Here is a 12,307-nt window from a genome sequence, read left to right as displayed (position 1 = left end):
ATGATTCCTTTTTTAGATTTGAAGTCTATCAACGCACAGTATGCTGAAGAATTGAAAACAGCTTTTACTCGGGTCCTAGATTCGGGTTGGTATATCATGGGCAATGAACTGAATGCCTTTGAAACAGAGTTCGCATCTTATTGCGGAACTAAGCATGCTATTGGTGTAGCCAATGGCCTTGATGCTTTGGTTCTGGTGTTACGAGCGTGGAAGGAACTAGGTAAATTGCAGGCTGGAGATGAGGTTATTGTCCAGGCCAATACTTATATTGCCTCTATTTTGGCTATTACCGAAAATGATTTGGTTCCTGTGCTGGTTGAGCCCGATCCGGTAACGTTTAATCTAGATCCCGCACGAGTGCTTGTCGCTATTACGCCGAGAACCAAAGCCATACTTCCAGTTCATCTGTATGGTCAACTCTCCCCAATGCCGGAGCTTTTGGCGATTGCACAACAGCATCAGTTATTAGTCCTTGAGGACTGCGCTCAGGCCCATGGTGCCGAGATCGATGGGCGACGAGCGGGTAATTGGGGCGATGCTGCCGGGTTTAGCTTTTATCCAGGGAAGAATTTAGGCGCTTTGGGGGATGCCGGTGCTATTACCACTAACGATGACGAATTGGCGCAGAGCTTAAAGGCGTTGCGTAATTATGGTTCTCATAAGAAATATGAGAATCTGTATCAGGGAGTAAATAGTCGGCTTGATGAACTCCAGGCTGCCTTGCTACGGGTTAAGCTTCCTCATCTGCCTGTAGAAACGGCCAAGCGTCAAGAGATCGCCTTGGCATACCGCCAAGGTATTCAGAATCCACGGATAGTACTGCCCGCGGTGAACGATGAATTGCAGCATGTCTGGCATCTGTTTGTCATTCGCACGGAACATAGAGAGCAATTGCAGGCTTGGTTGAACGAACAGGGGATCCAGACTCTAATTCATTATCCTATTCCGCCACATCAGCAACGGGCTTATAGCTCTTGGGCTGATTTATCGTTGCCAATAACCGAGCAGTTACATCAGCAAGTCTTGTCGCTGCCGCTGGATCCAACTATGAGCCAGCAGGATATACAAACCGTAATTGATGCAATCAACGGCTTTCAAGCATGAAGCGCTTGCTAAAAGTTACGGCCATGACGGGTCTGTTGACCCTACTTCGTATGGCCGTAGGCTTCGTTATTGCCAAGGTGGTTGCGGTGTATACCGGACCCACAGGAATGGCAATGCTCGGGCAAGTACAGAGCATGGTCGGTAGTCTCAACGGAGTGGTGAATGCGCCAGTAGGTAGCGGTATTGTTCGCTTTACCGCAGAGCAGCATGCCAATGGATTTGATGCCTGTAGCCCTTGGTGGCGTGCTTCCTTGGAATGGGTTTTTCTCATCTCATTAATCGCCATCCCGTTAGCATTGCTGCAAGCCGAGCATATAGCCCTCTGGTTGCTTCATGATCAAAAGCTGGCCTGGGTAGTCATCGCGGCAGTTTGCATTTTGCCATTTACCGCCATCGGCACATTATTTACTTCGGTGATCAATGGCCTGCAAAACTATCGCCGCTATGTAGTGCTTGGGATGATATCCACGATAGTCTCTAGTGGCTTTATGTTGATTATGATCGTGCAGGCGAATATCCAGGGAGCACTACTGGCCGCAACGGTACAAAGTGGTCTGATTGGCATTGTCATGTTGTTGGCTAATCTGCGCCAACCTTGGTTCAATTTGCGATTTTGGTGGGGTTCTACGGATCGCTTAGCACGTAAAGCCATTAGCGGTTATATGCTGATGGCGATTACCAGTGCCCTGACAGCTCCTATCTCGCTGATTCTGGTCAGGAATATATTGATTGAGCAGGTTGGATGGGATGTTGCCGGACAATGGCAGGCTGTATGGAAAATATCGGAAGTCTATCTTGCCGTGATTACCATGGCGCTGGGAACCTATTACCTTCCTAAATTGTCATCGTTAGTGGGGGTTGATGAGATTGTTTCCGAGATCCATAAAACCGCAAAGCTGATTATTCCCATCGTGGCCCTATTGGCATTGGCTATCTATCTGTTACGCGATGTGGCCATATGGCTATTATTCACAAAGGAATTTAATTCAGCGCGAGATCTTTTTCTTATTCAGTTATGCGGGGATGTCGTCAAGATTGCAAGTTGGTTATATGCCTACCCTATGTTATCTCGTGGTGCTACTACGTGGTTTGTTACTTTGGAAATAATTTTTTCCGTTACGTTTGTTTGTTCAAGCTATTATTTTGTTCATTTACTTGGCGTGCAAGGAGCTAACGTGGCTTACCTTGCCAATTATATGATCTATCTACTGGTTGTGTATGTGAATGTAAAAAGATTTGCTCGTTAGGCATTATCAAAGCTCGTTCGCTTCCGGACAGACTAACACATGATTATGGCTTATTTCCCAACGGAAACTATAAGGGACTGATATCTATAAGCATTGCTCGAGCCGCTATAAGAGTAAATCTGTAATTATTAGTCACACTGTGTTTATCGATGCAATGCCGCAATTTTACAAGGAAATATTGTTGAGACATCCATCGGTGCGGGAGTGATCATAGCAAGCGATGTGCCTGCCAATGAGATTGCCAAAGTAATAATAGTTGAAGGCGGATTTGTGATTATCAATAAAATATGAGAAAGAGATCGCCAATTGTCTCAATGTCACGATAATCAGAGAATGTAAGGATGATATCTAAAATCGGTCTTTATCTCTGTATAGTGTCTAGATGTTATTTATTAGTTAATGAAATAAAAGTGCGATCGAAAATTACAGAGCCTAAGTAAATATTTTTTGGAATAAAAAGGTGATGAATAACTCGGCAGTGGCATTGTGTGTGAATGCTTGCCAGTCAGTCAGCCAGGTGAGAGAAGTTACTTGGGAGCCGGCTGTTTTATTGCTGATTAAATCAGTGATTATTGTTCATTGGATTATGTTTACTGTTAATAACTAGAGTGGGATGCATTGATTACAAATACTCAGAAGGCCCTGTTATTTGCCTATATAGTCATCGTAACATTTTTCTCTGTTTTGAGAAACTCCGGGCTGATCTATATTGAGTCTATTATTGTTATATTATGCTCATTGTCTCTTTTTTCAAATTCAAAAAGCATTATTTTTGTGGCGCTATCGATTTTGCTAATTACATTCTTTGGTAATTTTGTTGCCCCAATGGATAACACCTTGCGATTTGATAGTGATTATCCATCTTTACATACATTGTCCATGTTTGGCGGCTTTAAGACTATTGATCTAATGATGGTTATTCTCGGGGTTGTTATCTTCCTAAAGGTAATCAGTAGAGCAGTTGTTGTACCAGTAAATATAAGTTTTGTTGTTTTGTTGATTTTTCTTGTTCTTGGTTTTTGCTTTGCATCCATCGGTCAAAGTAGCCTCGTATATGATGTGAAATATATGTTTTTTGTGCTACGAGGTCTGCTCTTGTTTTTTGCCATCTATGTTTTGCTTGGCACTCTAGATAAAGTTCAACTGAAATTCATATTGCGGTTGGCAATATTTACCTGTATCAGTTTAATGTTTTTTGCGCATGTAATTCATGCGGAAACCCCGATGCGACGTGAGTTATTCGGCTTCAATGTGATTGTCGCCTTTGCTGGTGATGAATATGGTAGTATTGGGGTTTTACTGGCAGCAATTCTTCTGCTCGATATAAGAGATAAGAAGTTTTGTTATTTCGTTATTCTTGCTTGTTTTGTGCTGGCTATTTTTGCTGGCCGAAAAGCTAGCGTTCCATATTTCTTTTTTGTGTTATTGATGGTGTTTTTTAGTCATAGTAAGTCTGACACACTCGCTCTTCCGCAAAAGGCAATAATTCTATCTGAACATTTGTACATCACGCTTGGGTTATTGGTGATAAAAGCTCTCGATTATCTCCCATTGAACCTGGCCTTTTATGAATCCATGGGAATACTTGACCCTACTTTAGATTCTCTTGAGCAGTTATTTAATTCAGACTGGAAATTCTATTTGCTAGGCATTGGCCCATTCACAAAGTATCCACTTTGGGGGTTGAACTCGTTATTTGATCATCCTTTTGCCTTTGGCCTGGATGCTGGTGAACTATATAAGATAAAATTATGGTTTTTCCCATTTGAACGAGCATTTCTCAATTTTGGATTTTTTATCCCATGCGTGTTTATTATCAAGAAGTTATTTCTTGAAAAGCACTCTTCAGCTAGTTTCTATATATCCTTATATGGTTTTTACTTGTTTTTCTTTAATGCGGTGTCAGTCGTCATGTGTCTTAGCCTTTCTCTAGCATTTGCTGCTATGAATGTAGAAAATAAAGTCGCAAGGACAAGGGAATAATTAGTTAATTTATGAAGATACTATTTTATAGTGATGTCGTCCCAATAGGCGGGCATGAATTGATGAGCATCAGATTGGCTAACCTATTAGCTGAGTCGACTGAGAGTGAAATTGCATTTTTATGCCCTAATTCGTTTTTTGATAAATTAAATAAAGATGTACTTAAGATTGAAAACACAATCAAGCCTAAACCTTTAAATGGTAGTCTTGGGTTGTTGTATCTTTATGACTACATAAAGCTGATGCGTGATATAAGGTCATTCCAACCAGATCTGCTAATTGTCTGTCAAGGTACGATTGAACTAGGAGTTAAAGCGGTTATTGTTGCTAAATTGCTAGGCGTGCAAGTAATAAGCTATATACCATTGGTTATTGATCTTGTTTCGACAGGTAGCAAATTTTTCCCTCGGATAAGAAACTATTTGAATGATCAATTATATAAGTTGCCTAATGGTTTTATAACCATATCTGCCTACCACAAGACAGCATTGCAACGATTGACATCTATGGATGTTTCTATACTTCATAATTGGGTAGAGCATCAACCAAGTGATGGTTCCACTGTTCTAATTAAAAGGCAAGACATCGACAACTGGGTTAAAGAGCAAAAGCGGATTGGCCAGAGAGTTATATTAATAATCGGGCGAATAGAGTTCCAACACAAGCAACAAGACAAGTTTTTAGATTTCGTATGCAATGGTGAATTAAATAGAAATATCTCGCTTGTATTTGCTGGTAGTGGTAGTGATTCACAAAGACTTATTAATATAATCTCCACTCATCAACTGGAGAATGTGTATTACGCAGGAAATGTTGATGATGTTGATCAATTGTATGCCCTTGTCGATGGTGTCTGTATCTGCTCATCCTTTGAGGGAGTGCCACTTGTGTTGTTGGAGGCTGTTAATTGCTCTTTGCCTGTGTTTTCCTTTGAGTTTGATGCCGTCAATGATTACTTGCCTTCTGACTTTTTAGCTGAAAATCAAAATTTTGTCGAATTGGTTTCGATTATTAATAATTATGATTTTTCTCATAAGAAAATTGAGTATCCAGTTAGTTATAAATCACCTGTCATAGATGATGTAAACTCAATTTTAGAACTGATACATAAAGTTACAGGGAGGTGATGCTTTGTCAAAGTTAGCATTTTTTTTCCCCTCGTCGGGGCCGGGTGGGGTACAGTCTATAATTATCCGGTTGATAAAGCATGCGTATACAAATCATTTACCATTCGTTGTTTTGGATTATGATGGCGGATATGTATCCTCTCAAATAAAAGAGTTCAGTGATGATGCATTTATGAAGCATGTGGTTATTGTTGACACACTTCGTGAATGTTATTTCATGTCTGATTACACATTCGTGGCATTTAATTGGCAGATTGATTTGGCTGAGTTTTTCGAAAGGCATTTTAAATCAAGTTTCATATATTGGGATGTACACTCAATATCGTTAGATAATATTCTAAATTTATGTTTGTTTGGTCGATGTTTGAAATCACAAAATTCAAGACGGTTCCTGTCTGTATTGACAGAGGAATCTCGGGTTTTGACGATTGATCTAATATCAAAGAATTATATTGAAGAAAAATCAGGCTCAGATAACGTAACTGTTACTGGGATTCCTATCTCTCATTTGACTGATAATATTCATTTTACATTACCGCCACCATCTAACGGCATACATATCGTCTATATAGCTCGAGCCGTCGATTGGAAAGTCATTCCTTTTCATTACTGTTTATTAAAAGTAATAGCCAAGTATTCTAATTTTCCGATCTCGTGTCATATATATACAGACGATCGTGATAGGTTCATTGAGTTGATGCCGAATGATTCAAGCGTTCTAGATCTAGGTTGTGAGTTGACAATTTTTGACGGATTCTCAATGGATGAGATTGTGTCGAGGGAAAGAGAACGAGTTAATCTGTCAATTGGGATGGGTACTAGTCAATTTGAGTTGTTGACGTATGGTGTCCCTGCACTGTTAATTCCGGCTATTACGGATATTGATTTGTTGATGCGTTTTGAGCCTATTTGGACCCATCTGCTTCCTGATTATGTTTATGGATTTGATCAGTCTACAGTCGACTGCTTCTATAGGATAGACTTGCCTCCAAGTGTAACTCTGGCTAATGCTAATTTTTCTTGGCTTCCTAATCAATTGGCTGATGTAAAAGAAAAAGCAAATCTAATACTTGATTTATATTCCTGTGCAAGGGTGAGCGAAATTCTCTTATTTCAATCTCAGCGGACAAATAAGTCTCCTTCGAAAGCATGGAGGTTAAAAGAATTCAAACATTTCCTATATTGGTCTTCTGTTGTTGGTTTTATTAAAAATAAAATTCTGGGTGTGGATTCATGCATATAGTTTATGATGGTATAATTGAGTCGTTGCAGGCTAATGGTGGCTGCACAGTTTATTTTAATCACGTCCTTCATTATCTTCAATGTGAGAAGCATCACCTGAATTATATCAGTTATGTGAGAAATTCAACGGCAAGTGGCAATATCATCTTGGATGGTGAAAAGACAGTTGTTGATTTTGCCGATTGTAGATTTATGGAACGTTGGAGAGATGTTGACGTATCCAAATATGGTGATGAAGTCATTTTTCATTCAACTCACTATCGTCTGCCAAAGCAGAAGGTTAAGACTGTAACAACAGTCCATGATTTTACCTATGAGCTTTATCGTCGGGGGCCAGCCCAGTGGATGCATTCTTGGCAAAAATTCAGGGCCATCCGAAATAGTGATTTAATTATCTGTGTGTCTCATAATACCGCGAAAGATTTGATGCGGTTTTGTCCAGTAGCCCCAGAAAAAATTCGAGTCGTTCATAATGGGGTTTCTGATGTTTACACCCCATCTTCTACTTCTGATAAAACCAATGAAGTTGTTTTCGTTGGTGCACGTGGCTGGTATAAAAATTTTGCAATGGCTGTAGATGCTCTAAAATACCATCCTGATCTAAAACTTAGTATTGTCGGTGGAGGTGCTTTGACTCCAGATGAGATACAGTCGTTAGATACAAATATACCTGGTCGATATCAGTGGTTAGGACGTGTTTCTGATGAAGATCTAAATCTGATTTATAACAGAGCCCATTGTTTGTTGTACCCATCTAGTTATGAAGGCTTTGGTATTCCTGTTATTGAGGCGATGAAGGCTGGTTGTCCGGTAATTGCTGTTCGCTCTTCGTCGATTCCTGAAGTGGCTGGTGATGCCGCAATTCTTGTTGAACAGGCTGACGTTGTGCAGTTTGATAAGGCGTTAAATGCACTTAAGGATGCCAACTGTCGGTCGGAAATGATCCAGAAGGGCTTTATTCAAGCTAACAAGTTTTCATGGGAAAAGTGTTATCAAGGTACCTTGGCTGTATATAAAGAACTTGCTTAATAAATAGAGGTGCTCTTTGATGGATTATATAGCTCATTATGGTTTTTTCGGGTTTTTAAGACTGTTGATTGAAAAGTGTATCACTTGGCTTCGATTACCTAGCGCAAAAATCATTAGAACTCCTTTTGAGTGGCGGGGGCGTAAACATACTCAGATTGATTCTGGCTTTACTACGGGGCGCTACTGCAGAATTGAGGCTCATAGTGATGTCGGCCGAGTGGTGTTACGTGTTGGGAAAAATTGCCAGATTAATGATTCGGTTCATATTGCTGCGGCTAATGATGTAGTTATTGGAAATGATGTGTTGATTGCTAGCCGCGTTTTTATTACAGATCTTAATCATGGTGGCTATAAAGGGAATGTGCATTCACATCCATCCACCATATGCCGGGAGCGGGTCTTACAGTCATCATATGTCCACATTGGAGATAATGTATGGCTGGGTGAGGGCGTGGTTGTGTTACCTGGAGTCAGTATTGGCGGATGCTCGATCATCGGCGCGAACTCTGTTGTGAGTCATGATATCCCAGCAAATGCTATAGCTGTTGGTAATCCAGCAAAAGTTATCAAAAAATTCAATTTTGAAATCAATGAGTGGGTATCTGTTAATGGCTAACCGTGGTTCTGTTGTATTGATCTGTCCTGATTTTTTCGATTATCAGCGATTAATCTCTACTGAGTTGTCACGCAGATTTGATGATGTCGTTTCTTTTCCCGATCGACCACGTTGTTCCTCAACAGTAAAGGCTATTATAAAATATAATATCTTTTATCTTCGCTCTTATTTTTCCCAAAAGTATTCTAAGCTTTTATTAAAAGAGTTGTCGTCAAAGCTTGCTTCTATATCCGATGTGCTTATCGTTAAAGGGACATCAATTACCCCTGAGTTTATTGATGCTATTCGAGGTGTAAATCGTAATGTGAGGGTGACCTGTTATACTTGGGATTCCATTTCAAATATCGAAACCTTTCCGCTATTAGCTGCCAAGTCGGATGTTTCATTTACTTTTGATATCCAAGATAGTATTTGTTGGCACTTACGTTACCTCCCTCTTTTTTATTCTAAGCAAGTTACGCTGGAAGGTGGTTTTCCCTCTTCCACTCAAATTTTTAAGTACTCATTTGTCGGTAGTTATCATGGTGATAGGGCTTCTGTTTTGTCGAGGTTTTTATCGTCTGAGTCTGCAGAAACTAACTACGTACAATTGTATTTTCAAAGTCGGTTACAGTACCTTTTTTATTATTTAAAAGACCGCGCGCTTAGGGAAATTCCTCGCGAGTGGATCACATTTGAGCCCGTTTCTCGTGCTGAGCTGGAAAATATCAGCCAACAAAGTGAGTATATAATTGACATTCATCATCCGGCTCAGACTGGCCTGACAATGCGAACTTGGGAAACTTTAAGTCAGGGACACCATCTGGTGACGACTAACCCTTCCATTCTATTGCATTGCTCAAGTGATTCTGTTGTTGTGATTGATCGTAAGACTGGGCAGCGTTGGACCCCAGAACAATGTCGAGCATACACAGACAATTTAAAAGGACATGTTCCTGCAGTTTTCAATCGTGAAGGGATCTCGATATCTACTTGGATTGATGCGCTACTAGAAGAGGATCGTAAATAAATGCGTATTTCCCCCATTATTATGGCCGGTGGCAATGGTAGCCGGTTATGGCCCTTGTCCCGCGAGTTATTCCCGAAACAATTTTTAACCCTGGATGGTGAGCTGACCATGCTGCAAACGACGATCCGTCGCTTGCGCGGGCTATCCGCTGAAAACCCCGTGGTGATCTGTAACGATGAGCACCGTTTCTTGGTGGCCGAGCAATTGCGTGCCATCAATAAGCTGGCGAACAACATTATTCTCGAGCCTGCGGGCCGTAATACGGCACCTGCGATTGCGCTGGCGGCGCTGACGGCGTTGCAAACTGCTCCCGAGGGCAGTGATCCGCTGCTGCTGGTGTTGGCGGCCGATCATGTGATCCGTGATGAAGCGGCGTTTACTGCGGCGGTGCAATCTGCGTGCGCCTATGCCGAAGTCGGCAAGCTGGTCACCTTCGGCATTGTGCCGACCCAGGCGGAAACCGGGTATGGCTATATCAAACGCGGCGTCGCTACGGGTGCAACTCAGGCCGCTTATACTGTCGCCCAGTTTGTCGAGAAACCGGATCAAAGCACGGCCGAGCACTATCTGGAGTGCGGTGATTATTACTGGAACAGCGGTATGTTCCTGTTCCGCGCCAGCCGCTATCTGGCAGAGTTAGAGCAGTTCCGACCGGACATTTATGCCGCCTGTGTCGAGGCGGTGGGGACCGTGAATGCGGATCTGGATTTTGTCCGTGTCAACAAAGCCGCCTTCCTCAGTTGCCCGAGCGACTCGATCGACTATGCGGTGATGGAGCGTACAGCCGATGCCGTGGTGGTACCCATGAGTGCCGGTTGGTCCGATGTGGGCTCCTGGTCATCGCTGTGGGAGATCTCCGAAAAAGATATCAACGGCAATGTCAGCCACGGCGATGTGCTGCAGCACAATAGCCAGAACAACTATGTGTTTGCCGAAACCAGTCTGGTCACCACCGTCGGGGTGCAAGACTTGGTGATTGTCCAGACCAAGGACGCGGTTCTGGTGGCGGATAAGCATCAGGTGCAGGATGTGAAAAAGATTGTGGAATCCCTGAAGGCTGCCGGTCGCACCGAGCACCATATCCACCGTGAAGTGTATCGGCCATGGGGTAAGTACGACTCTATCGACAACGGCGAGCGCTATCAGGTCAAACGCATTACCGTGAAGCCCGGTGAGAAGCTCTCCATCCAGATGCATCATCACAGGGCCGAACACTGGATCGTGGTTTCTGGCACAGCGAGCGTCACCAATGGTGACAGCGTGCAGTTGGTGACCGAGAACCAGTCGGTTTATATACCGGTCGGCCAGATCCATGCGTTGGAGAACCCGGGCAAGATCATGCTCGAGATGATCGAGGTGCAATCGGGCTCCTATCTGGGTGAGGATGACATTGTGCGTTTTGAAGACCGTTACGGTCGCCTTGAAGGATGAGTGTGATGACTTCTGGATTCAATAGCTCGGCGGTAATCTCCGGCAGCGGTATTGCCTTTGGCACCAGTGGGGCTCGAGGCCTGGTGGTGGATTTCACCGCCGAGGTGTGTGCCGCCTTCACCCATGCCTTTGTCGCTGTGATGCAGCGGGAGTTTGCGTTCACTCATATGGCTCTGGCCATTGATAACCGGCCGAGTAGCTTGGGAATGGCGCAAGCGTGCGCGGCGGCACTGCAGCAGGCTGGCATCGAGCCGCTCTACTACGGCGTGGTGCCGACTCCGGCACTGGCCTATAAGGCGATGCAGGATAAAATGCCCTGCATCATGATCACCGGCAGCCATATTCCGTTTGACCGCAATGGCCTCAAGTTCTACCGCCCGGATGGCGAGATCACCAAAGCGGATGAAGGGGCGATCCTGGCGGCGAACGTCGATTTTGCACCTCTGTCAAGCTTGCCACAGCTGGAGACGCTGCCTGGGGCGGCGGATGCCTACTGCACGCGTTACCTGTCGCTGTTCAGCGCCGATCTGCTGGCCGGTAAGCGTATTGGTATCTACGAGCACTCCAGCGCTGGACGCGATCTCTATGCGCCCTTGCTGCGTCAACTCGGTGCTGAAGTGGTGTCCCTGGAGCGCAGTGACGAGTTCGTGCCAATCGATACCGAAGCCGTGGGGGAAGCCGACAAGGCCAAGGCGCGCCGTTGGTCCGCTGAGTATCAGCTGGATGCCATCTTCTCCACCGATGGCGACGGCGATCGGCCACTGGTGGCCGATGAGCAGGGTGAATGGCTGCGTGGCGATATCTTGGGTTTGCTGTGTGCCGATGCGCTAGGCATCGAGGCGGTGGCAATACCGGTGAGTTGCAATACCGCGGTGGCCAGTTGTGGGCGTTTTGCCAAGGTGGCGCTGACCCGGATTGGCTCACCCTATGTTATTGCTGAGTTCGCCGAGCTGGCCAAGAGCTATCAGCGGATTGCGGGTTTCGAGGCCAATGGTGGCTTCCTGTTGGGCAGCGATATCGAATTGGCGGGCAAACCGCTGGCTGCTCTGCCGACCCGGGATGCGGTACTGCCGGCGCTGATGCTGCTGGCGGCTGCGGGCCAAGGTGCTATTTCGCCACTGGTAGCTGCCTTGCCACAGCGTTTTACCCATTCCGACCGGATCCAGAACTTCCCGACTGCGCGCAGTCAGGCGATTATCGCCGCAGGCATTGCCGATCCGCAGCAATTGATCCGCAAGTTGGGTTTTGCCGATGTCACGGTGGCACATGTCGACACCACGGATGGCCTACGGCTGACGCTCAGCGATGGCACTATTGTGCACTTGCGCCCTTCGGGGAATGCGCCGGAATTACGGTGTTATGCGGAAGGGAATTCGGTTACGGCTGCTCAATCTTGTGTAATTTCTAGTCTGGAATCAATCCAACAGTCGTGTGGTGAATAGTTGTTGCTGATATCAACAGCCAATTCTCATGCATGATTTTATTTCACTCGGCCCTGATCGTATTTTCGGGGCAAATT

10 protein-coding genes are annotated in these 12,307 nt (G+C 44.4%); all 10 read left to right on the top strand.

The window, feature by feature from the left end; all coding sequences use genetic code 11:
• The 10 genes from ACZYUB_RS00100 (at window position 1) to ACZYUB_RS00055 (ending at window position 12,230) form a co-directional block, all read left to right on the top strand.
• On the top strand, window positions 1-1,104 hold the full coding sequence (locus ACZYUB_RS00100; RefSeq protein WP_463944572.1) for a DegT/DnrJ/EryC1/StrS family aminotransferase: 1,104 nt from the start codon (window positions 1-3) through the stop codon (window positions 1,102-1,104).
• Entirely contained in the window at window positions 1,101-2,351 is a 1,251-nt protein-coding gene (locus tag ACZYUB_RS00095) for an O-antigen translocase (protein ID WP_463944570.1), read from the top strand. The genes ACZYUB_RS00100 and ACZYUB_RS00095 overlap by 4 nt, the downstream gene beginning before the upstream one ends.
• A 774-nt stretch (window positions 2,352-3,125) precedes the next feature.
• Window positions 3,126-4,334, top strand: a complete 1,209-nt coding sequence (locus tag ACZYUB_RS00090) for a hypothetical protein (RefSeq protein WP_463944568.1) — start codon at window positions 3,126-3,128, stop codon at window positions 4,332-4,334.
• Window positions 4,335-4,345: 11 nt separating this feature from the next.
• Complete coding sequence (locus tag ACZYUB_RS00085) at window positions 4,346-5,461, top strand: glycosyltransferase (protein ID WP_463944567.1); 1,116 nt, start codon at window positions 4,346-4,348, stop codon at window positions 5,459-5,461.
• 4 nt (window positions 5,462-5,465) lie between these two features.
• Window positions 5,466-6,704 carry a hypothetical protein gene (locus ACZYUB_RS00080; protein ID WP_463944566.1) on the top strand — a complete coding sequence of 413 codons (1,239 nt, stop codon included), beginning with the start codon at window positions 5,466-5,468 and terminating at the stop codon, window positions 6,702-6,704.
• Window positions 6,695-7,732, top strand: coding sequence for a glycosyltransferase family 4 protein (locus ACZYUB_RS00075; RefSeq protein WP_463944564.1), 1,038 nt, complete (start codon window positions 6,695-6,697; stop codon window positions 7,730-7,732). Before ACZYUB_RS00080 ends, ACZYUB_RS00075 begins: the two co-directional genes overlap by 10 nt.
• 19 nt (window positions 7,733-7,751) lie before the next feature.
• On the top strand, window positions 7,752-8,348 hold the full coding sequence (locus ACZYUB_RS00070) for an LbetaH domain-containing protein (RefSeq protein ID WP_463944562.1): 597 nt from the start codon (window positions 7,752-7,754) through the stop codon (window positions 8,346-8,348).
• Complete coding sequence (locus ACZYUB_RS00065; RefSeq protein ID WP_463944560.1) at window positions 8,341-9,357, top strand: WaaS/CpsH family glycosyltransferase; 1,017 nt, start codon at window positions 8,341-8,343, stop codon at window positions 9,355-9,357. The genes ACZYUB_RS00070 and ACZYUB_RS00065 overlap by 8 nt, the downstream gene beginning before the upstream one ends.
• Window positions 9,358-10,788, top strand: coding sequence for a mannose-1-phosphate guanylyltransferase/mannose-6-phosphate isomerase (locus ACZYUB_RS00060; RefSeq protein ID WP_463944559.1), 1,431 nt, complete (start codon window positions 9,358-9,360; stop codon window positions 10,786-10,788).
• A 5-nt stretch (window positions 10,789-10,793) separates the two neighbouring features.
• Window positions 10,794-12,230: a phosphomannomutase gene (locus ACZYUB_RS00055; protein WP_463944558.1), complete on the top strand. Its 1,437-nt coding sequence runs from the start codon at window positions 10,794-10,796 to the stop codon at window positions 12,228-12,230.
• Window positions 12,231-12,307: the final 77 nt, after the last annotated feature.

Source organism: Pseudaeromonas sp. HNCC25DJ182, assembly GCF_055413365.1.
The sequence above is the reverse complement of the archived record's forward strand: the minus strand, read 5'-3'. Positions and strand labels throughout refer to the sequence as shown.

What these genes read in the sequence shown, in the direction of transcription:
- ACZYUB_RS00100 (WP_463944572.1), top strand. Translation starts at nt 1, where the DNA reads ATGATTCCTTTTTTAGATTTGAAGTCTATCAACGCACAGTATGCTGAA.
- ACZYUB_RS00075 (WP_463944564.1), top strand. Translation starts at nt 6,695, where the DNA reads ATGCATATAGTTTATGATGGTATAATTGAGTCGTTGCAGGCTAATGGT.
- ACZYUB_RS00065 (WP_463944560.1), top strand. Translation starts at nt 8,341, where the DNA reads ATGGCTAACCGTGGTTCTGTTGTATTGATCTGTCCTGATTTTTTCGAT.
- ACZYUB_RS00095 (WP_463944570.1), top strand. Translation starts at nt 1,101, where the DNA reads ATGAAGCGCTTGCTAAAAGTTACGGCCATGACGGGTCTGTTGACCCTA.
- ACZYUB_RS00085 (WP_463944567.1), top strand. Translation starts at nt 4,346, where the DNA reads ATGAAGATACTATTTTATAGTGATGTCGTCCCAATAGGCGGGCATGAA.
- ACZYUB_RS00070 (WP_463944562.1), top strand. Translation starts at nt 7,752, where the DNA reads ATGGATTATATAGCTCATTATGGTTTTTTCGGGTTTTTAAGACTGTTG.
- ACZYUB_RS00060 (WP_463944559.1), top strand. Translation starts at nt 9,358, where the DNA reads ATGCGTATTTCCCCCATTATTATGGCCGGTGGCAATGGTAGCCGGTTA.
- ACZYUB_RS00055 (WP_463944558.1), top strand. Translation starts at nt 10,794, where the DNA reads ATGACTTCTGGATTCAATAGCTCGGCGGTAATCTCCGGCAGCGGTATT.